This window comes from Glutamicibacter sp. HZAU, from assembly GCF_004100365.1.
Classification (GTDB): domain Bacteria; phylum Actinomycetota; class Actinomycetes; order Actinomycetales; family Micrococcaceae; genus Glutamicibacter; species Glutamicibacter nicotianae.
The window spans coordinates 130,827-153,619 of the sequence record NZ_SCKZ01000001.1 but is presented as its reverse complement, the minus strand read 5'-3'; the positions used below and the strand labels follow the sequence as shown (position 1 = coordinate 153,619).

The 22,793-nt window shown below is 63.7% G+C and carries 19 protein-coding genes; 11 read left to right on the top strand and 8 right to left on the bottom strand.

The genetic code is table 11. The features are described 5' to 3' along the window. Nucleotides 1-273: 273 nt before the first annotated feature. Nucleotides 274-2,061 carry an L-lactate permease gene (locus EKH49_RS00715; RefSeq protein WP_128469219.1) on the top strand — a complete coding sequence of 596 codons (1,788 nt, stop codon included), beginning with the start codon at nt 274-276 and terminating at the stop codon, nt 2,059-2,061. A 95-nt stretch (nt 2,062-2,156) separates the two neighbouring features. Here EKH49_RS00715 and EKH49_RS00710 read toward each other — a convergent pair whose 3' ends face one another. From EKH49_RS00710 to EKH49_RS00685, 6 genes are all read right to left on the bottom strand, one after another. After that, complete coding sequence (locus tag EKH49_RS00710) at nt 2,157-4,106, bottom strand: S8 family peptidase (RefSeq protein WP_128469218.1); 1,950 nt, start codon at nt 4,104-4,106, stop codon at nt 2,157-2,159. A gap of 450 nt (nt 4,107-4,556) precedes the next feature. Next, nucleotides 4,557-5,498, bottom strand: coding sequence for an AEC family transporter (locus EKH49_RS00705; RefSeq protein WP_128469217.1), 942 nt, complete (start codon nt 5,496-5,498; stop codon nt 4,557-4,559). Between the two features lie 122 nt (nt 5,499-5,620). Next, nucleotides 5,621-6,949, bottom strand: a complete 1,329-nt coding sequence (locus EKH49_RS00700) for an enolase C-terminal domain-like protein (RefSeq protein WP_128469216.1) — start codon at nt 6,947-6,949, stop codon at nt 5,621-5,623. 3 nt (nt 6,950-6,952) lie between these two features. Next, nucleotides 6,953-8,554, bottom strand: a complete 1,602-nt coding sequence (locus EKH49_RS00695; RefSeq protein WP_128469215.1) for an aldehyde dehydrogenase (NADP(+)) — start codon at nt 8,552-8,554, stop codon at nt 6,953-6,955. A 49-nt stretch (nt 8,555-8,603) separates the two neighbouring features. Beyond that, nucleotides 8,604-9,542, bottom strand: coding sequence for a 5-dehydro-4-deoxyglucarate dehydratase (kdgD, locus tag EKH49_RS00690; protein WP_073707812.1), 939 nt, complete (start codon nt 9,540-9,542; stop codon nt 8,604-8,606). 138 nt (nt 9,543-9,680) lie between these two features. Beyond that, complete coding sequence (locus tag EKH49_RS00685; RefSeq protein ID WP_128469214.1) at nt 9,681-10,571, bottom strand: LysR family transcriptional regulator; 891 nt, start codon at nt 10,569-10,571, stop codon at nt 9,681-9,683. 152 nt (nt 10,572-10,723) lie between these two features. Between EKH49_RS00685 and EKH49_RS00680 the strand changes: the two genes are divergently transcribed. From EKH49_RS00680 to EKH49_RS00660, 5 genes are all read left to right on the top strand, one after another. Further along, complete coding sequence (locus tag EKH49_RS00680) at nt 10,724-11,722, top strand: Bug family tripartite tricarboxylate transporter substrate binding protein (RefSeq protein WP_128469213.1); 999 nt, start codon at nt 10,724-10,726, stop codon at nt 11,720-11,722. Between the two features lie 51 nt (nt 11,723-11,773). Continuing rightward, nucleotides 11,774-12,358: a tripartite tricarboxylate transporter TctB family protein gene (locus EKH49_RS00675; RefSeq protein WP_128469212.1), complete on the top strand. Its 585-nt coding sequence runs from the start codon at nt 11,774-11,776 to the stop codon at nt 12,356-12,358. A 24-nt stretch (nt 12,359-12,382) separates the two neighbouring features. After that, nucleotides 12,383-13,912 carry a tripartite tricarboxylate transporter permease gene (locus EKH49_RS00670; RefSeq protein WP_128469211.1) on the top strand — a complete coding sequence of 510 codons (1,530 nt, stop codon included), beginning with the start codon at nt 12,383-12,385 and terminating at the stop codon, nt 13,910-13,912. After that, a complete protein-coding gene (locus EKH49_RS00665) occupies nt 13,909-14,301 on the top strand; it encodes a universal stress protein (RefSeq protein WP_121867335.1) in 393 nt (130 codons plus the stop codon). The genes EKH49_RS00670 and EKH49_RS00665 overlap by 4 nt, the downstream gene beginning before the upstream one ends. 423 nt (nt 14,302-14,724) lie before the next feature. Beyond that, complete coding sequence (locus tag EKH49_RS00660; protein ID WP_128469210.1) at nt 14,725-16,083, top strand: GntT/GntP/DsdX family permease; 1,359 nt, start codon at nt 14,725-14,727, stop codon at nt 16,081-16,083. A 74-nt stretch (nt 16,084-16,157) separates the two neighbouring features. Here EKH49_RS00660 and EKH49_RS00655 read toward each other — a convergent pair whose 3' ends face one another. Continuing rightward, nucleotides 16,158-16,874, bottom strand: a complete 717-nt coding sequence (locus tag EKH49_RS00655; RefSeq protein ID WP_128469209.1) for a FadR/GntR family transcriptional regulator — start codon at nt 16,872-16,874, stop codon at nt 16,158-16,160. Nucleotides 16,875-16,934: 60 nt separating this feature from the next. Beyond that, nucleotides 16,935-18,068, bottom strand: a complete 1,134-nt coding sequence (locus EKH49_RS00650) for an L-talarate/galactarate dehydratase (RefSeq protein ID WP_038993325.1) — start codon at nt 18,066-18,068, stop codon at nt 16,935-16,937. 171 nt (nt 18,069-18,239) lie between these two features. On the opposite strand from EKH49_RS00650, the gene EKH49_RS00645 reads away from it, so the two are divergent. The 5 genes from EKH49_RS00645 (at nt 18,240) to EKH49_RS00625 (ending at nt 22,622) form a co-directional block, all read left to right on the top strand. Continuing rightward, nucleotides 18,240-19,169, top strand: a complete 930-nt coding sequence (locus EKH49_RS00645; protein WP_128469208.1) for an N-acetylglucosamine kinase — start codon at nt 18,240-18,242, stop codon at nt 19,167-19,169. A 96-nt stretch (nt 19,170-19,265) separates the two neighbouring features. Further along, nucleotides 19,266-19,583 carry a bifunctional 3-phenylpropionate/cinnamic acid dioxygenase ferredoxin subunit gene (locus EKH49_RS00640; protein ID WP_038993327.1) on the top strand — a complete coding sequence of 106 codons (318 nt, stop codon included), beginning with the start codon at nt 19,266-19,268 and terminating at the stop codon, nt 19,581-19,583. Further along, nucleotides 19,584-20,717 carry an NAD(P)/FAD-dependent oxidoreductase gene (locus EKH49_RS00635; protein ID WP_128469207.1) on the top strand — a complete coding sequence of 378 codons (1,134 nt, stop codon included), beginning with the start codon at nt 19,584-19,586 and terminating at the stop codon, nt 20,715-20,717. It abuts the gene before it with no gap. Nucleotides 20,718-20,724: 7 nt separating this feature from the next. Beyond that, nucleotides 20,725-21,981 carry an MFS transporter gene (locus EKH49_RS00630; protein WP_128469206.1) on the top strand — a complete coding sequence of 419 codons (1,257 nt, stop codon included), beginning with the start codon at nt 20,725-20,727 and terminating at the stop codon, nt 21,979-21,981. A 152-nt stretch (nt 21,982-22,133) separates the two neighbouring features. After that, nucleotides 22,134-22,622 carry an Lrp/AsnC family transcriptional regulator gene (locus tag EKH49_RS00625; RefSeq protein WP_128469205.1) on the top strand — a complete coding sequence of 163 codons (489 nt, stop codon included), beginning with the start codon at nt 22,134-22,136 and terminating at the stop codon, nt 22,620-22,622. Nucleotides 22,623-22,793 lie beyond the last annotated feature (171 nt).

Sequence of the window (22,793 nt, the reverse complement as noted above, 5' to 3'; positions counted from 1 at the left end):
GGTGGAAATCTTAGAAATTTTGCGGCGCCGGCTCGCGGGGGGACCTGGACCAGAAGAACAAGGTCAAACCAAGTCGCTGTCTGGATAAATAGCCCGTGAATATGTTCTGCATCCGCGGTTTTCGTGACGAGGCTCACCATGGTGACGTGTTTCACGTTATGCTCTTATGGTCAGACCATAGTGGTCTGACCATATATAGGTCATCTTGCTGCAACGATCGAGTCCACGCGTGGGTGGATTTCTGCGCGAGTATGGTCAGAAAGGACCATGGATATGGACAACTTAGGTGTGCTCGCACTGTTGGCACTGGCACCGATTCTTGTGGTGGGTATTCTTCTCGCCGGGCTCCGTTGGCCCGCAAAATACGCCATGCCCGTTGGATACGTCGTTGCGGTAGTAGTCGCGCTTTGGGTGTGGAAAATGGACTTCAACGGGGTGCTCGCAGCGTCCATTGAAGGCCTGGTTATCGCATCAACCATGCTGTATATCGTCTTCGGCGCATTGCTCTTGCTCGCGACCCTGACGGTCGGTGGTGCGATGAACACCATCCGGGCGGGCTTCAATAACATTTCAGCTGACCGACGGGTGCAGGCCATCATCATCGGCTGGCTCTTTGGCAGCTTCATCGAAGGCGCATCCGGATTCGGCACTCCAGCTGCGGTGATTGCACCGCTGCTGCTCGCTTTGGGTTTCCCGGCGATGGCCGCGGTCATGGTTGGCCTGATCATCCAGAGCACCCCGGTCAGCTTCGGTGCTGTGGGCACCCCGATTCTGATCGGTGTGAACCAGGGGCTTGGCGGCGATCCTGCTGTGGCCGAACGCATCAATGTCCTCGGATTGACCATGCCCGAATTCATCAGCAGCATCGGTTTCCAAGTTGCATTCATGCACGGCATTATAGGCCTGCTGATCCCGTTGATCATGGTCTGCATGCTCACTGGATTCTTCGGGCCGGAACGCCGCTTCAGCGACGGCTTGAAAATCTGGCCATTCGCCATCTACGCTTCACTGGCCTTCACCGTGCCTTCGGTTCTGATCGCACGCTTCCTCGGCCCGGAGTTCCCGTCGCTGTTCGGTGCGCTGGTTGGCCTGGCACTGGTGATGTTCACGTCCAGCCGCGGCTTCCTGATGCCGAAGGAGATCTTCGACTTCGGACCACGAGCCAGCTGGAACGAGCGTTGGAACGGCAAGCTCGATCCGGAAAACGCCGTAGACAACACCGTTACCATCAGCATGAAGAGCGCCTGGGCACCGTACATCCTGATGGGCGTGTTGCTAGTGCTGACCCGTGTGATTCCGGAAGTGAAGACCTTCCTGACAGGACTCCAGATTCCGGTTGCCGACATCCTCGGCACGGGAATCACCACTTCGATCCAGCCGTTCTACCTGCCTGGATTCATGCTGATCTTGGCCTCCTGCCTGGCCTTCGCCATGCACAAGATGAGCGGCGCGCAGATCGCCCGTGCCTTCAAGGTTTCGGCAGCGCAGTTGTGGGGCACCGCGGTAGCGCTGCTCTTCGCAGTGCCCCTGGTGCGTATCCTGATCCAGTCCGGCCCCGAGCTGAATAACTCTGGTCTGGCCAGTATCCCGGTGACGCTGGCCGAGGGCGCCGCGGCGGTTTCTGGTGGCGTGTGGCCGCTGATCGCGCCGTGGATTGGCGCCTTGGGTGCATTCGTCGCCGGGTCCAACACCATCTCCAACCTGACCTTCTCGCAGTTCCAGTTCTCCACCGGTGCGCAAATCGGTGTTGCTCCAGAATCGATTGTGGCAGCCCAGGCGGTTGGCGGGGCCGGTGGCAACCCCATCTCGATTCACAACATCGTGGCTGCATCGGCAACTGTGGGATTGCTGGGCCGCGAAGGCGACCTGCTGCGCAAGACCATTTTGGTCACCAGCTACTACTGCCTGGCCGGCGGCGTCATCGCGTACCTGTTCGTCTACGGCATTGGCCTGAATCCCGGAACAGTCATGCTGGTGCTCCTCCTGCTGGCGTTGGCCGGCATCGGGGCATGGATGCTCAAGCGTGATTCGGTTGCAGGTCGAGCAGTCGATCTGCGCTAGGCACCGCAGATGAGCTAGAAAGCGAAGAACAGTGGGGCGCCGGATGATTCCGACGCCCCACTGCACTTAATTGGTAACCAGATGGAGATTCGGGGCTAGCTGGTGGCTACCGATGCATCGTCGATGCGGAACAACGTGGCCTGGGAGCTGTCTTCCACGCCCTTGAAGCGCAGGGTGACGGTCTTTCCGCGGAAGTTGCCCAGGTCAACGGTCTGCAGTTCGTAGGATGAGCTGGCATCCAGGTTGGACCAGGTTCCCATGTTGTAGGTTCCGTAGTTATCCAGAACCTGTACGGTCAGCTTGTCATACTGGCTGTACGCAGTGGTTTCGTTGGTCAGCACATGCAGGTAGAACTCCAGCTGCGCAGCGGAGGCATCTGCCGGGATGGTGACCTTCTGGTCCAAGGTGTAGGTGTTGGAGTTGCCCCAGCCATTCAGGCCAGCCAGGCCGTTGCCGGAACGGGCAGCCGAGCCGGTCTCGAAAGTGTCGGCGCGGTTAGCAGTCCAGTATTCCGAACCATTCTCGAAGCCCGCGTTCTTCAGCAGGTTGCCGCTAGGCTCCGGATCCGGGGTTGGCGTGGGGCCGGTGCCTTCCATGGCGCTCATGATCTTGGCAGCATCCACCAGACCGGCACCGCAACCGATGCTGCAACCGCCTGGCATCGCGCGGGTGCCTTGCTTCAATGCGGTTTCAACGGCGGCCGGGGACATCGACGGGTCGACCGACTTCATCAGCGCGACCATGCCCGCTACGTGCGGGGTGGCCATGGACGTGCCCTGGTAGAAGGTGTAGCCCTGGCTGGACGGGGTGGTGGTGCCAGTGTTGATCGTGGACAGCACGCCCTGGCCAGCGTAGCGGGTGTCGCCGCCTGGCGCGGTGACATCAATGGCCGAGCCGTAGTTCGTGTAGTACGACGGAGCGCCCGATGGGTTGCTTGCCGCTACGGTAATGACGTTCTCGCAGTTGGCCGGGCGGGAATTCGAAGCGTTCTGGCTTTCGTTGCCGGCGGCAACAACCACCGACGTGCCACGGGACACCGCCGAGTTGATGGCTGCCTGGTAGGTGGAGCCGCACGCGCCGCCACCGCCAAGCGACATGTTGATGGTGTCGGCCGGGGTCGGGTTGTTCGGAACGCCAGGGACCGAACCGCCCGAAGCCCAGATGATGGCATCGGCGATGTCGGAGAGGCTGCCGCCGCACTTGGCCAGGACGCGCACCGGCTGGATCTTGGCATCCGGAGCAACACCTGCCACGCCGCTGGAGTTATTGGTGACCGCGGCTACGGTGCCGGCCACGTGGGTGCCGTGCCAGGAGGAGCTGCCCGAGTAGCTGCCGCCGCATTCACCGGCGGCGTACCAGTCGCCCTCATCCTGCGGGTTGGCGTCCCGGCCGTTGCCGTCGCGGGCCGACGCGGAGCTGGAGACGAAGTCGTAGCCGGAAATGACGTTGGCGTTCAGGTCGGAATGCGAGGTGATGCCGGTATCCAGGACAGCGACGATGCTGCCTTCGCCGGTGGCGACGTCCCACGCCGACGGCAAGCGCATGCCGTTGGTGCCGCTGTAGTGCCACTGCTCGCCGTAGCGGGTGTCGTTGGGAGTCATGGAGATCTTCATGATGGCATCTGGTTCCACCGATTCCACGAGGCCGGACTGCGCGATATCGGCCATGAACTCCTTGGCACTATCGCCCTTGAGTTTCTTGTCGGCCTTCACTACGAAGCTGCCGGTGGCCATGGCGCGCATTTCCTTGACGGACACGCCGGCTGCCTTGGCTGCTTTGCCCCAGGCCTTGGCGCGGGGGGACTTGCCCGCTTCCTTGGCTGATGCCTTGTAGGTGACGATGAACTTGTCGTAGGCTTCGCCTGATTCAACCGAACCGATCTTGACCTTGTTGTCTGCGCTGGCTTTGGGGAGGGACTTTTCAGTGGGAATCGGAACGGGGGAGGCAGTGGCCGGCAAGGCGCCAATGCCGAAGCCGCTCATGCCGATCACTACGGCCGCCGAGACGGCCAAGGTCCTCCGAAGAGGGGTGGAAAAACGTGCCATTGATGTTCTCCTTATTGGGGTTTTTGGGCGCACAAAAGTCGGTGATCAATCGATGTGGTGTGTGCCGGTAGGAGCGTAACTGCTCTCCAACTCCTAAAGGAAGTACTTTTCAAATAAATCTTTTATATTCACACATGTACTAAAAAGGTATTTCACATATTTCTGTGCGTCGACCCCGGCGGACTCGCGCATTCGGAAAATGAATGATGGTTATCTGCGCCTCCAGTAAGCGTAAAATTTTCAGATCCGAGTTGACTATGTCAAACCCGTAATTATTCGCATGATGTCATCAACCTAGAGTAGCTACTTGGCGGTAGTTGATAGTTCCTGGTCACGGCTTTGTGGGCGTTGGATCATTCGAGAAGACCTGCATGGAAGCAAGACTAATTCTTTGACTAAAAAGTCTCGCTCCGGATTCGGGGTCGCGCGGTTACCCGGCGCTGCACGTATCTAGCTCAGCAGGAAGGCGATGACCAGCACGCTGGGAAATGTCAGCAAGGTGCTTGCCAGGACCACTTCGCGTGGCACGGCTACAGGCAGCTTGAATTGCTGGGCGAACAGCAAGACGTTCTGCGCGGTGGGAAGTGCCGCCATGATCACCACTCCGAGGAGTTCGATTCCGGAGAGGCCAAAAGCGAAGCTGGCTGCGAGCCAGGCGATCAGCGGCATGAAGAACACCTTGAACGCGGTCGCCAGGTAGATTTCACCTCTCAGGTCCTTGTCTGAAAACGGGCGTTGGCCATAGAGCGCCATGCCGAAGGACATCAGCAGCAGGGGAATGGACGCGTCGCCGATCATTTGCACCGGTGCATGAATGACTTCAGGCAGTTCCAGGCCGAAGAAAGAGAACACCGCACCGAGGAAGGTCGCAATGGTGACCGGGTTGGCAATGGATTTGAGGATCATTTTCCCGCCGTGCGAGCTATCCGCGGCACCTGAATTGGCGCGGGAGAGCACCGCGAACATGCACAGGTAGACCGGAGCGATAATCAGCAACTGCGCGATGAGCACCGACACGACGGGACTGGTGCTTCCCACCGCGTACAGTGCCAGTGGCACACCGATGTTTCCGGCATTCACATAGCTCGTTGACATGGCAGCAGCCGGCAACCGATGAGCTGGAGTCTTGAAGACTAGCCGCGCGACCAAAGCATAGGCGGCGCCGGTCACCACGGCAACCAGCAAGGCTATCGGGGTGAAGACTCCAACGACCGCGCGCAGATCGGTGCTGGCAAGCAGCGTGAACATCAGGGCGGGATTGGTGATGTAGAAGATCAGCGGGGTCAGCCCCTGGGCAATCGCCGCGCGTTTCCGAGGCAGGGCGATAGATGTCAGCAGGCCGATGCCGATGAGGATCAAGACAACGGAGAACCCCTGTAGAACTCCTTGCATATTGCCTTTCCCGCCCGGAACTGGTGAATCCATAACCGGGGCTTATCGAAGCCGTGGACGGTTAAGCGGCAAAAGCCCACTCAACCGTCCACGGCGCAGTATTCAGATTACGTCGCGACCCATTAGCGAACCAGCGCGGGACTCTTCGAGTCGAAGGTCCAGCCGGGAATCAGGTATTGCATGGACACCGAATCGTCACGCGAACCCAGCCCATGCTCGAGATACAGCTCGTGGGCCTCGGTAACGCGATCCATGTCCAGGGTGACACCCAGACCAGGGCGCTGCGGAACTTTGATCTCTCCGTCCCGGATCACCAACGGCTCCTCGGTCAGGCCCTGGCCATCCTGCCAGATCCAGTGGGTATCGAGGGCAGTGATCTCGCCCGGAGCGGCGGCGCCGACCTGGGTGAACATGGCCAGCGAGATATCGAAGTGGTTATTCGAGTGCGACCCCCAAGTCAGTCCGAACTCGTTGCACAGCTGGGCAACGCGCACCGAACCCGACATGGTCCAGAAGTGCGGGTCCGCCAGGGGAATGTCCACTGCATTGGTGCGCACCGCGTGCGCCATTTCGCGCCAGTCGGTGGCAATCATGTTCGTCGCGGTAGGCAGTCCCGTCGCGCGGCGGAATTCGCTCATGACCTCGCGCCCGGAGAAGCGGCCCTCGGGACCGCAAGGATCCTCGGCGTAGGCCACCACTGCGCGCATGCGCTTGCCAAGCCGGATGGCGTCTTCGAGCAGCCAGCCGCCATTGGGATCCAGGGTAATGCGTGCGTCAGGGAAACGTTCCTTCAAGGCGATTACCGCGTCGACTTCCGCGTCGCCTGAGTGGACGCCGCCCTTGAGCTTGAAGTCCTTGAATCCGTAGCGGGCCTGTGCCGCCTCGGCCAGGCGCACCACGGCCTGAGGGGTCATGGCTTCTTCGCGGCGCAGGCGCTCCCAGTCGTCCTTGCCCTGCGGTTCGCGCAGGTACGGCAGGTCCGTCATGTCCGGGTTGCCCACGTAGAACAGGTAGCCGAGCATCGGCACCGCGTCGCGCTGCTGCCCGTCGCCGAGCAGCTCGGCCACCGGCACGCCGAGGAACTGGCCGTGCAGATCCAGCAACGCCGATTCCAGTGCGGTGACGGCGTGTACGGTGGTGCGCAGGTCGAAGGTCTGCGCACCGCGGCCGCCCGCGTCGCGGTCCGCGAAGCGGGCAGAGACCTGGCGCAGCAGCGAACGGTAGATGGCGACCGGGGCACCGGCCAGCAGTGCGCCGGCTTCCTCGATGGTGGACCGGATCGCCTCGCCGCCAGGCACTTCGCCCAGGCCGGTGCGGCCCTCGGAGTCGGTGACTATGGCGATATTGCGGGTGAAGAATGGCCCGTGCGCACCGGAGAGGTTCAGCAGCATGGAGTCATGCCCGGCAACCGGGATGACCTTCACCGAGGCAATGGTGGGTTGTGCAGCCATGGATTATTCGCCTTTCGCCTGCAGGACGCCGTCGATACGGCGGGTCAAGTTCCACGGGTTGCCTGCCCCAATCGGCTTGGGCAAGAGCGCCTCCGGGAAGTTCTGGTAGGCAACCGGGCGCAGGAAGCGCTCGATGGCCAGGGTGCCTACCGAGGTGGTGCGCGGGTCGGAAGTGGCGGGGAACGGTCCGCCGTGGACCATCGCATGGCCCACCTCGACACCGGTCGGCCAGCCATTGACCAGGATGCGGCCCACCTTGGTCTCCAGGGTCGGAATGACCTGGGCCGCGGTGGCGTGGTCTGCCTCGGTCAGCTGCAGCGTGGCGGTCAGCTGTCCTTCCAGGCGGGAGAGCGCGGTGGCCAGTTCCTCGCCGCTGCCGTAGCGGATGACCAGCGAGGCGGCGCCGAAGATCTCGTCCTGCAGCACCGGGTTCTCCAGCAGCTGGCTGATGCCGGCGGAGTAGACGACCGGGGCCGGGGCGTTCTCGGTGGACCCGTCCGTGCCACGGCCTACAAGCTCCACGCCTTCCTGGGCGGAAAGGGTCTCGGTGCCCTTGACCCACGAGCGGTAGATTCCTTCGGTGAGCATGGTCTGCCCGGAAGTCTCCGGTGCCTGGCCGCTGATGGCGCGCACAAATTCGTCGCCAGCCTGGCCCTCGGGGACGAAGACCAGGCCCGGTGCGGTGCACAGCTGTCCCGAGGAACCGGTGACCGATCCGAGGTAGGCGGCGGCATGCGTTGCCGGGTCCTCGGCCAGTGCGCCGTCGAAGAAGATGACCGGGTTGATGGAGCTCATCTCGGCGTACACCGGGATGGGTTCCGGGCGGGCAGCGGCGGCGGCCATCAGTGCGGTACCGCCGGCGCGGGAACCGGTGAAGCCCACGGCCTTGATGGCTGGATCCTTCACCAGCGCCTGGCCGATGGAAGCACCCGGGCCGTAGACCAGGGAGAAGACTCCCGGATGCAGGCCGGCATCCTTGACCGCCTTGGTGATCGCCTGTCCCACGATTTCACTGGTGCCCGGGTGGGCATTGTGCGCCTTGAAGACCACCGGGCAGCCGGCAGCCAGGGCCGAAGCGGTGTCGCCGCCGGCGGTGGAGAAGGCCAGCGGGAAGTTCGATGCGCCGAAGACCGCCACCGGCCCTACCGGGATCTTGCGCTGGCGGATGTCCACGCGCGGTGCCGGGGTGCGCTCGGGCAGGGCCGGATCCACGCGCACGCCGTGCTGGTCGCCCTGGCGGATGACCTGGGCGAACAGCCGCAGCTGCCCGGTGGTACGCCCGCGCTCGCCGGTCAGGCGCGCCTCGGGCAGGCCGGTCTCGGCCATGGCGCGGGCTACCAGTTCGGTGCCCACTGCCTCGATGTTATCCGCGATGGCATCCAGGAAGTCAGCGTGCTTCGCCGGTTCCAGACAGCGGAAGGAATCGAAGGCCTCGGCCGCGGCAGCGGTGGCAAGCTTCAGCTGCTGCTCATCGATGAGGCTGTAGGCAGGTTCCAGCGGCTCGTTGGTCGCCGGGTTGTAGCCGTTGACCGTCCGGCCGCTGCCTTCGGTGCTGGTTCCGGCGAGGATGGACTGGCCGGCCAGGTTCTGCGTTGTGGTGCTCATGAATTACTCCTGAGTCGAATTCTTGGTGTGCCTGAAGTGCGAATGCCCGTTAGAGGCTTGCACCGGCAGGAACGATGCCTGCCTTCTGGATCAGCGCGGACAGGTCCGCCAGGTCCTGCTCGGTCAGATCCTGCAGCGGCGGGCGCACCGAGCCGGAGTCGCGGCCGATGGCCTTCAACCCGCCCTTGACGATGGACACGCCATAGCCCTTGACTCGGTCGCGGATTTCCAGGTACGGAAGCACGAAGCGGTTCAGCTTCTCGTTGACCGCCTGCAGATCCTGGGCGCGGACGTCCTTGTAGAAGTCCAGCGCGAATTCCGGAACGAAGTTGTACATGGCCGAGGAGTAGGTGCTCATGCCCAGCTGCAGCAGCGGCAGCGCGAAGGTCTCGGCGGTAGGCAGCCCGCCCAGGTAGAACAGGCGGTCGCCGTTCTTGGCGTATACCTTGGTCAGGTGCTCGATATCGCCCAGCGCGTCCTTGAAGCCGATGAAGTTCTCGTGGTTGTCTGCCAGCCGGGCGACGGTATCTGCCGAGTAGATGGCGTTGGCACGGTTGTAGACGATCACGCCTGTCTTGGTTGCGGAGCAGATGGCCGATACGTGCTGGTAGAGGCCCTCCTGGTCGCATTCGGTCAGGTATGGCGGCAGCAGCAGCAGGCCTTCGGCGCCCGCGGCCTCGGCGTCCTGCGCATTCTGGATGGCCTGCTTGGTGGAGCCGCCGGCCGATGCAAGGACGGGAACGCTGGTTCCCGCTTCCTCGACAGCCAGTCGGACTACCCGTGCTGCTTCTTCCGGGGTCAGCGTGAAGCCTTCGCCGGTGCCGCCGGCGGCGAACAGGCCGGCGACGTCGAAGCTGGACTGCCAGGCCAGGTGGTTGCGGTACGCGGCCTCGTCGATTTCCAGATTCGCGTCGAACGCGGTGACCGGGAAGGACAGCAGGCCGTCCTTGAGCTTGGCGGCAAGTTCGGCGGGGGTGTACTGGGCCATGATTTGTTCCTTTGACTGGGTTCCCGCATCATGCGAGGCGGGAAAGCTGGGGTAGTGCGTTGGTATTACCCTCAGCCTAGGAACCCTCAGTGATGCCTGTCCAAGCCCATATTTGTATTGTTTGATACCCAGTGCGCATCATTCAGCATGCAGTGCGTGGCGCACAATCGATACCACCCGCTCAAGCGCGGGATTGCGCGAGGACTTGCTCCAGATGGCGTGCAGCTGCACCGGATCATCGGCGACCTCGCCCAGACGCAGGTAGCTGACCCCGCCCACGCCCAGCAGCTTGGCGCTCTCCGGGACGAAGGCGATGCCGCGCCCGGCAGAGACCAGCGCGATCATGGTCAGCACCTGGCTGACCGTATGGCGCACGTTCTTGTGCTCGATCTCGACCCGGCGCACCACCAGGTCATAGAAGTAGCGGGCCTTGGTGGGGGAGTGCATGATCAGCGGTTCGTTGCGCAGGTCCTCGAATAAGACATCTCGCTGCAATCTGGTCAGCGGGTGGCCGGACGGCACCGCAACGTAAAGCCCCTCGGTCAACAGCAGCGCGGACTCGAAGAGGTTCTCGTCGAAGGGAGGACGGGCCAGGCCCAGATCGATGTCGCCATCCAGCAGGGCGTCGACCTGTTCGCCGGTAACCATTTCCGCCAGCTCCAGATGCACCTGCGGCATCTGCGAGGAGATTTCTCCCAGCAGCGAGCCGAGCAGGCTGAAGCCTGATGCCGCGGTGAAGCCGATGCGCAGCTCTCCCAGCTGGCCCGCGGCGATGCGGCGGGCATTGTCCGGGGCGCGTTCGGCGGCCACGACCAGCCTCCGGGCATCCTGCAGGAAGGCGTGGCCTGCAGCGGTGAGCGCCACCCTTCGGTTGTCGCGCTCGAGCAGTTCCACGCCGACGGTGCGCTCGAGTTTCTGGATTTGCCGGCTCAGCGGCGGCTGGGTCATGTTCAGCCGCTCGGCCGCTCGGCCGAAGTGCAGCTCCTCGGCAACCGCAACGAAGCTGCGCGCCTGGTCCAGAGTAAACATTTGATACCTTTCCGGAATCATTCTATGCACATTCAACCTTGGACATGCATCACTTCCAGTTTCTACGCTTGACCCCAAGACCAACAAGGTGAGCTGTCTCACGGGATAGGTTGCCCTAGGTCACACACACTCGATTATCAGGAGAACTTCCCATGAAAAACCGCTTGACTCGTCGTTCGCTGCTCGCCCTCTCGGCTGCCGGCGCGGTGCTGGCCCTGTCCGCCTGCGGCGGCAACGTCGGTGGGGGCTCGGCCTCCGCCGAATTCCCCAGCGGCCCCATCACCTTGACCGTCGGCCAGGCTCCCGGTGGCTCCACCGACCTGATCGCGCGCGCCGCCGCCGATGGCATGGCTGATTCCCTGGGCGTGGCCCTGCCAGTGGTGAACAAGCCGGGCGCCAACGGCGCGCTGGCCACCGAAGAGGTGGCGGCCATGGCCCCGGACGGGCAGAACCTGGTACTGCTCAACGCCTCGCTGATCACCATTACTCCACTGGCGGTATCCGAGGAGGAAGCGGTCTCGCTCGATGACCTCGATGTGCTCATGGGGCTGAGCCAGGACGACTACGTCATGGTGGCGAGCACCAAGTCGGGCCTGAAGAACTTCGACGATATCAAGAACAGCGACAAGAAGCTGTCCTTCGGCACCACCGGCGTGGGCACCGGCTCGCAGCTGGCCCAGGAACTGATCCTGGCCCAGGCGGACGTCGAGGGCACCACGGTTCCCTTCGATTCGGGATCCCCGGCACTGACCGCCGTGATGGGCGACCAGGTGCAGGTCTCCACTGTGCAGCTGGGCGAAGCCAAGCCGCAGATCGATGCCGGCACCGTCACCCCGATTGTGGTCTTCTCCGCCGAGCGCAATGAGTTCCTGCCGGACGTTCCCACCGCCATCGAGGCAGGCTATGAAGTCCCGGTCTCGCAGTACCGCGCCATCGCCGCTCCGAAGGGCCTGAGCGATGACGCCAAGCAGAAGCTGGTTGCCTCCATCAAGGACGCGGTAGCCACGGACGCCTACAAGTCGTTCAACGAGAAGAACATGCTGACCCCGAACGAGATTTCCGGCGAAGAGGTCACGACCGAGTGGAATGAGCTGGCCGCGAAGTACAAGGAACTGACCGACGAGTACGGCATCTCGCTGGCCGGCAAGTAGCCCGGCGGCAAGCCAGCTGACCAGGAACACTTCAAGCACAGGACGAACATCATGCAAGCCAAACACGCTGAACACCCGCCGGTGCCCGCCGCGTCCCCCGCGGATCCCGGACCGGTGCAGTCCGAGAACGACGAGTCGCCCGAGGCGCTGACCCCGGAAGAACTCGCCGCCCAATGGGAAGCCGAAGCCCCGGAACGGGCTGGGGGCGTGGCGAACCTTGCCTCCAGCCTGGTGGTGCTGGGACTGGGTGGCGCCGGCATGGCGCTGTCCGTTGGCCTGGGACTGGGCACCCCCGCGGCGCCCAGCGCCGGGATGTGGCCCTTCATCGTCTCGCTGATTGCAGCGGCCATGGCCGTGGTACAGCTCATCGTGGGCCGGCGCGGCGGGAAGGACGGGGAGAAGTTCAGTGCCGTGAGCTGGTACACCGTCATCGGCTTCGCCACCCTGATCCTGATGGTGGTGCTGATGCCGCTGATCGGCTTCGAGATCCCGGCGCTGCTGCTGTGCTTCGTCTGGATGCGCTGGCTGGGCGGCGAGCGCTGGCGCTCGGCGGTGCTGTACTCGGTGCTGGTCGTCGTGGCCTTCTACGCCATCTTCATCGCCGCGCTCGGCACCACGATTCCCCGGCTTTTCTAAGCCGCAACCAAAGGTTGACCCATTATGGACTTCTTCGGACCAGTTCTGGACGGCTTCGGCACCGTCCTGGACCCCACAAACCTCCTCTACTGCCTGCTCGGCGTCGTCATCGGCATGCTGATCGGCGTGCTGCCAGGCCTCGGCCCGGCAGCCACCATCGCGATCCTGCTGCCGTTGACCTATGGCGTCGAGCCGGTCACCGCGATCATCATGCTGGCCGGCATCTTCTACGGCGCCCAGTACGGCGGCACGATCACCTCGGTGCTGCTGCGCCTCCCCGGCGAAGCCAGCTCCGTGGTGACGGTCTTCGACGGCTATGTCATGGCCAAGCAGGGCCGGGCCGGCACCGCACTGGGCATTGCCGCCATCGGCTCGTTCATTGGCGGCACGATCGCCATTGTCGGGCTGACCTTCCTGGCGCCGCTGGTGGCAAGTTTCGCCCTTGACTTCGGCCCGCCGGAGTACACGGCGCTGGCGCTGCTGGGCATCCTGCTGGTGGCCACCATCTCCGGCGGCTCCAAGATCAAGGCGATCATCGCCGCCGCGGTGGGCCTGTTCCTGGCCACCGTGGGACGCGATGGCTTCACCGGGGCCGAGCGCTTCACCTTCGGCAACCTGTCGCTGGCCGACGGCATCGACTTCGTGCCGATCGCCATGGGCCTGTTCGGCGTGGGCGAGATCCTCTACAACCTGGAGGAGCGGCACCGGGCGGTGTCCGCCCCGCTGAAGGTGGCCAATGTGTGGCCGGCGGGCAAGGACATCAAGCAGTCCTCCGGGGCGATCGGCCGCGGCTCGGTGCTCGGCTTCTTCCTGGGCATCCTGCCCGGCGGCGGAGCGACGATCTCCTCGCTGGCCTCCTACGCGCTGGAGAAGAAAACCGCGAAGGATCCTTCGCGGTTCGGCAAGGGCGCGATCGAGGGCGTCGCTGGACCGGAAACCGCGAACAACGCGGCTGCCACCAGCTCGTTCATCCCGCTGCTGACCCTGGGCATCCCGGCCAATGCGACGATGGCGATCATCTTCGGTGCGCTGCTGATCCAGGGCGTCACCCCGGGACCGCAGCTGATCTCCAATGACCCGGAGCTGTTCTGGGGCGTGGTGAACTCGATGTACATCGGGAACATCCTGCTGCTGATCATGTCCATCCCGCTGATCGGCGTGTTTGTGCGGATCCTGCGCATCCGCGCCGCGATCCTGGCACCGATCACCGCGTTGATCACCCTGCTGGGCGCGTACACCATCCGCAACTCCATGTTCGACGTGATGCTGGTGGTCATGTTCGGCGCGGTGGGCTACCTGATGAAGAAATTCGGTTTCGAGCCCGGCCCGCTGGTGCTGGCGTTCGTGCTGGGCAGTCTGCTGGAATCCAACCTGCGCCGTTCGCTGCTGGTGCTGGAAGGCGACCCTTCGGGCTTCCTGACCCGCCCGATCTCCGCAACGCTGCTGGTGGTGTTCGTCTTCGTCGCCGTCTGGCCGATGGTCAAGTCGGCCATCGACCAGCGCAAGAACCGCTCGATGGCCGTGCAGGCCGTGAAGGAAAAGGAAAACGCATGAGCATCATCGTGGGATACGTCCCTACCCCGGTAGGGCAGGCAGCGGTAGACGCGGCCATTCGCGAGGCGAAGCTGCGCGAGGAGCCGCTGCTCATCGTGAACTCCTCGCGCGAGGGGTCGCTGGTGGACAAGCACACCGCGTCGCCCGAGGACCTCGCCCGGGTGCTGGCAGCTGCCACCGCGGCGGGTATTGAGGCCCAGATCGTGGAATCGAGCTACCGTGATGACCTGACCGAGGAGTTCCTGGGGCTGGCCGAGAAGCACGAGGTGTCGCTGATCGTCATCGGGCTGCGCCAGCGCAGCCAGGTGGGCAAGTTCATCATGGGCTCCCATGCCCAGCGCATTCTGCTGCAGGCGCAACATCCGGTGCTTGCCGTCAAGGCCGGCTGACCCGCTACCGCACCGCAGCCCAAGGCCGCGGAAGGCTTCAAGCGAAGCTTTCCGCGGCCTTGGCGCGTCTGCGGACCGGTGGCTCCTGGATAGTTGCAACATGCCAACCATTGTGAGCCTCGTCACCAAATGCCCTATTCTCGGTGAGCGGCGCAATGCTGCGCGGAATACCCCGCGGCGCGTGGATCGCCGGAATTTCGGGGGATCGCGGGATTTGCCGCCGTACGGGTGGTCCAAGTGATGCTGGCTGGGTATCAAAACATGCGGATCGAGTCTTGGACGGGGACAATGCGGGCTTACTAACGTGATTGCAGGCACACGGCGCTATGCGGCACCTCACGTGATTCGAGGCCCCGCCACCGCCCGCACTGCCGAGATTCACCCCCCCCTTTTCCGAAGTACTCCCCAGATCGGAGCCCCTCTATGCCCCTGCTTGTCGTAGCGCTGGCGGTCATCGTGCTGCTGATCCTCATGATGAGGTTCAAGCTCAACGGATTCATCGCCTTGATCCTCGTAGCCACCCTCGTGGCCTTCTGGGCCGTCGCCACCGGATCGCTGACCGTGGACGGCGAGCCCGCAGGCATCGCGGACATCCCGGAGATCATCACCGATGGCCTGGGCGGGCAGCTGGGAAGCACCGCCATCGTCATCGGCCTGGGCGCCATGATCGGCCGCGTCATGGGCGATGCCGGGGCGGCGCAGCGCATCGCCCGCAAGATCCTCTCGGTCTTCGGCGAACGCGGCGTGCAGTGGGCCATGGTCATATCCGCGATGCTGATCGGCGTGACCATGTTCTACGAGGTAGCGTTCGTGATCCTGGTGCCGGTGGCCTTCACCCTGGTGCGCGCCACCAAGGTCAACCTGCTATGGGTCGGGCTGCCGATGTCCATTTCGCTGTCCACCATGCATTCCTTCCTGCCGCCGCACCCGGGGCCGACCGCCGTGGCGGGACTGTACAACGCCTCGGTCGGGCTGACGCTGGCCTACGGACTGCTCATTGCCATCCCGGTCGGGGTGGCCATTGCGATGGTCTGGCCGCGGCTGGCCTTCGTGCGGAAAATGAACCCGCAGATGCCTTCGGGGCTGCTGGCGGAAAAGGACTTCGCCGATGAGGAACTGCCCTCGGCCGCCCTGTCGTTCCTGGTGGCGCTGCTGCCCATCGCGCTGATTGCAGGTTCCGAAATCATGCGCATGACCATGGCACTCAGCCAGGGCGCCGAGGACGTGCTGGCGCTGCTGGGATCCGCGGAAGTGGCACTGCTCATCGCCCTGCTCGTGGCAATTGTGGCCTTCGGTCCGCTGCATAACCGCTCCATGGCGCAGGTCGCCAAGTCGATGAGCGAGGCAGCCCGGGCCATGGCCATGATCCTGCTGGTCATCGGCGCCGGCGGCGCCTTCAAGCAGGTGCTGGTCTCGGCAGGCATCGCCGACTACATCGCGGATACCACCGCCGGCTGGAACCTCAGCCCGCTGTTCCTCGCCTGGATCATCGCGGTGATCCTGCGCATTGCGCTGGGCTCGGCAACGGTGGCGGTATCGACCGCGGCCGGCATCGCCGCCCCGCTGGTCGTTGCCACCGGAGCGTCCCCGGAACTGATGGTGCTAGCCACCGCCTGCGGCTCGATCGCCTTCAGCCATGTGAACGATCCGGGCTTCTGGATGTTCAAGGAATATTTCAACCTCAATGTCGGGCAGGCGCTCGCGGTGCGCACGACCTACACCACGACGCTGGCGGTGCTCGGGCTGGTTGGCGTCTTCGCGCTGGACCTGGTGATTTCCTAGATCCCGCACTCAAAGATGAGGAAAGACCCTCGGAGGCCCGGCATTGTGCTCAATTCCAGGCAGCCGAGGGTCTTCTACATGTTGCGGCTGCGTGCCCCGGCTTCGGCCTGCAGTCGCAGGATTGAATTTCCCAGGTGCAGGCGCATGGCCGCGGCGGCCATCTGCGGATCGCCGGAGGCAATGGCGTCACGCACCGCGCGGTGCTCGGCGGCTACCGAGCCCAGCCGGTCGGCGGTGATCGCGTCAGCCGAGTCCAACCGGCCGCGCGGCATCGCGATCATGGAGGGGCCGAAATTCTGGACTGCCTGTCCGAAATACGGGTTGCCGGTAGCCCTGGCCACGGCCAGGTGGAATTCGAAATCGCAGCTCATGCTCACTGCGGCGTTGCCCGCCGCGGCCTCGAAGCCCCGCAGCGCCTGGTCCATTGCTGACAGGTCAGCCTCGGTGCGGGTGCTGGCCGCTGCGGCGGCGGCCTCGGTCTCGAACCCTACCCGGTACTCGATCAGCTGCCGGCGTTCGGCGACGGTCCGCGGAACCAGCGTTTGAGCGGCGGGCTCGGTAGGAGGTGGCGGGGTCAAGGCGAAGCTGCCGGCACCGCGCCGCGTGTAGACCAGGCCTTCGGCCTGCAGCCGGGTGATGGCCTCGCGGACCACGGTGCGCGATACCCCGTGCTCGGCAATCAGCTCATTCTCGCTGGGCAGCTTCTGTCCCGGAGGGATGGCACCGCCGCTGATCTGCTCGCGCAGGTGCCTGACGAGGGCCGATGCCAGATTGGGTTTGTCGCTGTGCATGGTTAAAGGATAAGCGCCGGAACCGCCTAGCAGGCGGTTCCGGCGCGGGAGTCCAGGCACTCAGGCGGTGCCGAATTCAGCGGTTTCGGTGGTCCAGGCGCGGGCCTGGTCGCTGAGCGTGAAGCCCAGCCCTGGACGCTGCGGCAGCAGCATCCGGCCGTCCTTGGTTTCCAAGTGCTCATTGAACAGCGGGTCGAGCCAGTCGAAGTGCTCCACCCACGGTTCGCGGGGGTAGGTCGCCGCCAGGTGCAGGTGGATTTCCATGGCGAAGTGCGGTGCAAGGTCCAGGCCGGCCTGGTCGGCGAGGGTTGCCAGCCGCTGGAACTGGGTGATGCCGCCAACGCGCGGAGCGTCGGGCTGGATGATGTCGCAGGCGCGTGCTGAAATCAGGCGTTCGTGCTCGGATACGGAAGCCAGCATTTCACCGGTGGCAATCGGCGTATCCAACGCGGCGGCCAATGCTGCGTGTCCCTCGGCATCGTAGGCATCCAGCGGTTCCTCGATCCAGACGAGGTTGAATTCTTCGAGCCGGCGCCCCATGCGCAGTGCGGTTGCCCGGTCCCATTGCTGGTTGGCGTCGACCATGAGCGGGACATCCGGGCCGATGTGCTCGCGGACCGCGGCGACGCGGCGCAAGTCCTCGGCGTTGTCCGGCAGGCCGACCTTGATCTTGATGCCGCCGATGCCTTCCTCGATGGACTGGGTCGCCCGATCCTTGACCTCTTCTATGCTGGCGTTCAGGAAACCGCCGGAGGTGTTGTAGGTGCGTACCGAGTCGCGGTGCGATCCGAGGAACTTGGCCAGCGGCAGTCCGGCGCGCTTGGACTTCAGGTCGTAGAGCGCGATATCCAACGCCGCCAGTGCCTGGGTGGCCACGCCGGAGCGGCCCACCGAAGCGCCGGCCCACAGCAGCTTGGTGTAGAGCTTGGCGATGTCGTTGGGATCCTCGCCGATCATCGTCTGGGCGACTTCCTTGGCGTGGGCATACTGTGCTGGTCCGCCCGCCCGCTTGGAGTAGGAGAATCCGAAGCCTTCATGCCCTTGTTCGGTCAAGATCTCGGCAAAGAGGAAGACCACTTCTGTCATGGGCTTCTGGCGGCCTGTGAAGACCTTCGCATCTGAAATGGGGGTGGCCAGTGGAAGCCGTGCTGTGGACAGCTTGACGTGGCGGATGGCGTCCGGGGTGTAGCTCATGGTTTGACTCCTGCGAGTGGTCTGGGCGAAACGTGGCATAAGTTATGTTACAAGTTCAAAACTTGTAATACAAGATATTGAATTACCATCGTTTGCCGGTTTTCCATGTTCAGGATCCTGTACTCTCCAGCGCCGAAGTAGGCTGAAGGCAAGCGCAAAGGGGGAACATCAATGGTTCAAGAAGTGTTGGCAGTAGATGGCGGTCAGACCGGGATCAAGATCCGCTTCGAACACCGCGGCGAGATCAACGAGCTGCGCTTTCCCGGCGTGCAAACCAACGAGCCGGTCCTGCCGCAACTGGCACGAGCTATCCGCCACGCGCTGGCCGAGACCCCCGGAGTAATCACGATGATTGGTGTCGGCACCACCGGCCTGGTGAAAGCCGAACACGACGCACGGCAGCTCTTTGAACTCATCGGATCCCCAGAGATCACTGATATTGCGCTGGCGCATGATTCGGTGACCAGCTATCTCGGAGCACTGGGCGACCGCCAAGGCGTGGTTGTTGCCGCCGGAACCGGCGTTGTCTCACTGGCAGTGGGCCCAGACTCGGTAGCGCGAGTCGATGGCTGGGGCTACATCATGGGAGATGCCGGCAGCGGCTATTGGATAGGCCAGCAGGCAATGAGCGCCGCCATGCGGGGCTTCGACGGCAGAGGGCCAGCCACCGCGCTGACCGAAGAGCTCGCTCAGCTCTGGCCCGACCTGACCGAGGCGTACATCGAGCTGCAGGCCATGCCCAACAGGGTGGCAACCGTAGCCGCCTTCGCGCAGAATGTTGCCCGGCTGGCGGCCGCCGATGACGTAGCCGCCGAAATCTGCGCGCGGGCTGGAGAGGAATTGGCCTGTTCCGCCGCGGCGGCAGTGCGCCGCGCGGGATTGGAACGGGGCGCAGGACCGCTTCCAATCGCGGCCATCGGGGGAGTGCTCGCCGGGGAATACGTCAGGAACAGCTTCGTGCAGCAGCTGCAGCTGCTCATCCCCGCTGCGCACGTCCAGGACTCGACGGGCAATGGGCTGGATGGGGCCCAAGGTCTGGCGCTCTTGCCGGAGGACCACCCATTGCATCAGCTCGTATCCCGCTTTCGTGCGCAGCCGTAAGTCGCGGACAACGGTGAACACGGGCCATTAAATAGGTGCTGGCAAACAATAAGTGACAAGATTAGCTCAGAACCTAGTGATTATTAAGGAGTCATCGTGAGTTTCCGAGTTGGTCCCGTAGATCTTGTTCCAGAAGGCGAATCGCTGCTGGTTGAAGCCAAAGACAGCGGCGCAAGCGAAGACATCGCGATCTTCCACGCCGAAGACGGCAACTTCTATGCCCTGCAGGATGAATGCACGCACGAAGTCGCGTCGCTCTCCGATGGCTGGATCGAAGACTGCACGGTGGAGTGCCCATTGCACTCATCGAGCTTCGACTTGAAGACCGGCAAGGTGCTGTGCATGCCAGCTACCGTAGATGCCCGGACCTACACGGTGAACGTTGTGGATGGCTTCCTGGAGCTTGAAGTCTAGATGCCTTCCGTGCACATTATCGGAGGCGGGGTCGCCGGATACACCCTGGCCCGGCATCTGGTGCAGCAGAACTACCCCGGATCCATCAAGATCAGCGATGCCCAAGGCCTGCCCTATGACCGCCCTCCGCTGAGCAAATCCCTGCAGTTTGAACCGTTTGCACCGCTGTCCTGGTACCAGGACAATAATGTCGGGCTGATCCAGGAAGAGGTGGAGCGCCTGCAGCTGCCTCAGGCGGCCGATGACTGGGTGGTGCTGGCGACCGGCACCCGGACCAAGGCATTGGAGATCCCCGGCGGGCACCACGCGCGCAGCCTGCACAGCGCGGCCGACGCGGCCAGGATCTCCGAGGTCCTGGAATCCGGGATGTTCGGCCAGAGAGTGCTGGTCATCGGAGCGGGACTGGTCGGGGCCGAATTCGCTTCCACCTCCAAGATGCTCGGAGCGCAGGTCACCCTGGTTTCCAACTCCAACGCGCCGCTGGCCCATGTGCTGGGCCAGGAGCTTGCCGAACAGCTGCACGCAGACCATGCCTACCACGGCATCACCACCGTGACCGGTGCGGTCACGGAGCTCGGTCCGAACCATGCCCTGGTCAACGGCCAGCGCCATGAGGCAGAGCTGATCGTGGCGGCCATCGGAGTCGAACCTGAAACCGCGCTCGCCGAGCAGCTGGGCCTGGAGGTGGATGACGGGATCCTGGTGGATGCGCAGCAGCGGTCGCTCAGCTGCCCGCAGGTGCTGGCCATCGGCGACGCCGCCCGGGACGAAAACCAGCCGCGCACCGTGCATTGGGAAGCCGCGATGGAAGATGCAGCCCAGGCGGCGGCGACGATCATGGGCACTGCCGCTGTGCAACGATCGGTACCGTGGTTCTGGAGCGACCGCCACGAAATGCACGTGGAAACGGTCGGAGACTTCAGCCAGGCCGCCAGCACCGTGACCCGCCTGAACCGGCGAGGCAAGATCCAGATGGTCTTCGGTCTCGATGCCAATGGCTCATTGGTGTCAGCCTCGATGATCGATGGAGGCCTGATGGCCAAGGCAGTGAAACGGCTGATCGCCAAGTCAGCCACCCCAAGCATTGAACAATTGAAGGACCCAACCGTGGGTCCGCGCGAGTTAGGCCGGTAGGAAACTTATGAGTGCAGCCGAACCGATGGACGTTCCCGCGGCCCTGCGGACGCCCATCAAACGAGTTGGCCCCGGCTGGATCGCCGCGGTGGTCATTGTCCACATCGGCATCAATGTCGGCTTCTTCGCACCGATCCAGGTGCTGCTCGGCTTGCACGCCGAACAGCTGGACGCCAGCCAGAAGAATGCGATCCTTTCGCTGGTCACCGGTGTCGGCGCGGCCGTCTCGCTGGTAGCCAACCCGCTGTTCGGCGCCCTGAGCGACCGCAGCACCTCGAAATTCGGGCGGCGCATTCCGTGGGTGTTCTTTGGAACAATCTGCGCTGCACTGGCCCTGCTGCTGATGTCGACGGCGCACACCGTCAGCACGCTGGTCATCGGCTGGGCGCTGATGCAAGCGGCCGGCAATGCAGCATTGGCAGCGATCTTCGCGGCCATCCCGGACAAGGTGCCGGTGGAGCAGCGCGGCATGGTTGGCGGGCTGGTGGCCCTAGGCCAAACCTGCGGTTCGCTGATCGGTGCAGTGATCGGCATGGTCGCTGCCAGCAATCTGGTCTTCGGCTACGCGATTGTCGCAACCGCCGTGGCGCTTTGCTCCATCCCTTTCGTGCTGATGCGCCAAGACGTCGCGCTGCCCAAGGGCGCGCTGGAGCCGCTGAAGCCGCTGGAATTCCTGCGCAGCTTCTGGATCAACCCGGTCAAGCACAGCGATTTCGGCTGGGCCTGGCTGACTCGCTTCCTGCTGTATCTGGGCTGCCAGCTCTGCCTGGTCTACCTGCTGTTCTTCCTGCAGGACGCGATCAAGCACCCGGAACCGGCACAGGGCGTGCTGGTGCTGACCGCGATCTACGCCTTCTGCGTCATCTTCTCCTCGGTGATTTCCGGCAAGCTCTCGGACAAGGACGGCAAGCGCAAGAAATACGTCATCCTCTCCTCGGTGATCGTGGCTGCCGCGGCAGGCGTGCTCACCTTCGCTACCTCGTTCACCACCGCCATCATCGCCGCAGTGCTGTTGGGCATCGGCTTCGGCGCGTATCTGGCGGTGGACTTCGCGCTGCTGACCCAGGTGCTGCCGAATGCCGATTCGCGCGGCAAGGATCTGGGCATGATCAACATTGCCAACTCCCTGCCCCAGGTGGTCGCCCCGCTGATCGCCTGGCTGGCGGTGACCTGGTTCGGCGGCTACCCCACCCTGTTCCTGTGCTCGGTGGTAATCAGTCTCCTCGGCGCCGTGCTGGTACGCCAGATCAAAAGCGTTCCCTAGAACCCGGGCCAAGAATCCTGCTGCATCGCGCAGCCAAAGGCAGGGAAGCTGCGCGTCGCCGGGAACTGGTGGCGGAAAAGGGCCATGGGGCGCTACCTGAGGTCGTATGATGAATCCAGCGATCCGCAATTACGAGGAGCAGGTGCGGCCGAATGCCACTGAACGAACCAGGACGGGAAAGCCGTGCGCCGCAGCTTGACGGCATTGACCGCAAGCTGCTGGCGCTGTTGGCGAAGAACTCGCGGCGGACCAACAACTCCCTGGCAGAAGAGCTGGGCATCGCGCCGTCGACCTGTCTGGCCCGCTTGAACGCCTTGCGAGATTCGGGAGTCATCTCGCGATTCACCATCGAAGTCGACCCGGCGGTGCTGGGCCGCGAATTGGAAGCGCTGATCTTCGTGAAGATCCGACCCGGAGCCCGTCACCTGATGTCGAATTTCGCCAATGACATGCGAAGCAAGCCCGGGGTGCGGCAACTGTTCTTCCTCGGTGGTGCCGACGACTTCGTCCTGCACGTCGCGGTGCGCAACTCCTCGGACGTGCGCCAGTTCGTGCTCGACAACCTTTCTGCGAATCCCGCAGTCGCGACGACGCAAACCTCGCTGGTGTTCGAACACGGACACGGCAGCGGAGAGTTCTGACCCGCATTCTTGCCGTTTCTCGACCGTTCGGTGTTCGCAGGAGCGGTCTGCCTCACGGCATTGCTCGAAGAAACATGCTAAACTTGATGTTCTTCTCTTAGCATGGCTGCGGCCCGTTGGCCGCTGGGGACCGGTTCTCCAGCACGGCAGTGGAACCTGCCGCAGCTGCGA

What these genes read in the sequence shown, in the direction of transcription:
- EKH49_RS00715 (WP_128469219.1), top strand. Translation starts at nt 274, where the DNA reads ATGGACAACTTAGGTGTGCTCGCACTGTTGGCACTGGCACCGATTCTT.
- EKH49_RS00625 (WP_128469205.1), top strand. Translation starts at nt 22,134, where the DNA reads ATGCCACTGAACGAACCAGGACGGGAAAGCCGTGCGCCGCAGCTTGAC.
- EKH49_RS00635 (WP_128469207.1), top strand. Translation starts at nt 19,584, where the DNA reads ATGCCTTCCGTGCACATTATCGGAGGCGGGGTCGCCGGATACACCCTG.
- EKH49_RS00670 (WP_128469211.1), top strand. Translation starts at nt 12,383, where the DNA reads ATGGACTTCTTCGGACCAGTTCTGGACGGCTTCGGCACCGTCCTGGAC.
- EKH49_RS00655 (WP_128469209.1), bottom strand. Translation starts at nt 16,874, where the DNA reads ATGCACAGCGACAAACCCAATCTGGCATCGGCCCTCGTCAGGCACCTG.
- EKH49_RS00675 (WP_128469212.1), top strand. Translation starts at nt 11,774, where the DNA reads ATGCAAGCCAAACACGCTGAACACCCGCCGGTGCCCGCCGCGTCCCCC.
- EKH49_RS00665 (WP_121867335.1), top strand. Translation starts at nt 13,909, where the DNA reads ATGAGCATCATCGTGGGATACGTCCCTACCCCGGTAGGGCAGGCAGCG.
- EKH49_RS00695 (WP_128469215.1), bottom strand. Translation starts at nt 8,554, where the DNA reads ATGAGCACCACAACGCAGAACCTGGCCGGCCAGTCCATCCTCGCCGGA.
- EKH49_RS00710 (WP_128469218.1), bottom strand. Translation starts at nt 4,106, where the DNA reads ATGGCACGTTTTTCCACCCCTCTTCGGAGGACCTTGGCCGTCTCGGCG.
- EKH49_RS00650 (WP_038993325.1), bottom strand. Translation starts at nt 18,068, where the DNA reads ATGAGCTACACCCCGGACGCCATCCGCCACGTCAAGCTGTCCACAGCA.
- EKH49_RS00685 (WP_128469214.1), bottom strand. Translation starts at nt 10,571, where the DNA reads ATGTTTACTCTGGACCAGGCGCGCAGCTTCGTTGCGGTTGCCGAGGAG.
- EKH49_RS00705 (WP_128469217.1), bottom strand. Translation starts at nt 5,498, where the DNA reads ATGCAAGGAGTTCTACAGGGGTTCTCCGTTGTCTTGATCCTCATCGGC.
- EKH49_RS00645 (WP_128469208.1), top strand. Translation starts at nt 18,240, where the DNA reads ATGGTTCAAGAAGTGTTGGCAGTAGATGGCGGTCAGACCGGGATCAAG.
- EKH49_RS00660 (WP_128469210.1), top strand. Translation starts at nt 14,725, where the DNA reads ATGCCCCTGCTTGTCGTAGCGCTGGCGGTCATCGTGCTGCTGATCCTC.
- EKH49_RS00630 (WP_128469206.1), top strand. Translation starts at nt 20,725, where the DNA reads ATGAGTGCAGCCGAACCGATGGACGTTCCCGCGGCCCTGCGGACGCCC.
- EKH49_RS00680 (WP_128469213.1), top strand. Translation starts at nt 10,724, where the DNA reads ATGAAAAACCGCTTGACTCGTCGTTCGCTGCTCGCCCTCTCGGCTGCC.
- kdgD (WP_073707812.1), bottom strand. Translation starts at nt 9,542, where the DNA reads ATGGCCCAGTACACCCCCGCCGAACTTGCCGCCAAGCTCAAGGACGGC.
- EKH49_RS00700 (WP_128469216.1), bottom strand. Translation starts at nt 6,949, where the DNA reads ATGGCTGCACAACCCACCATTGCCTCGGTGAAGGTCATCCCGGTTGCC.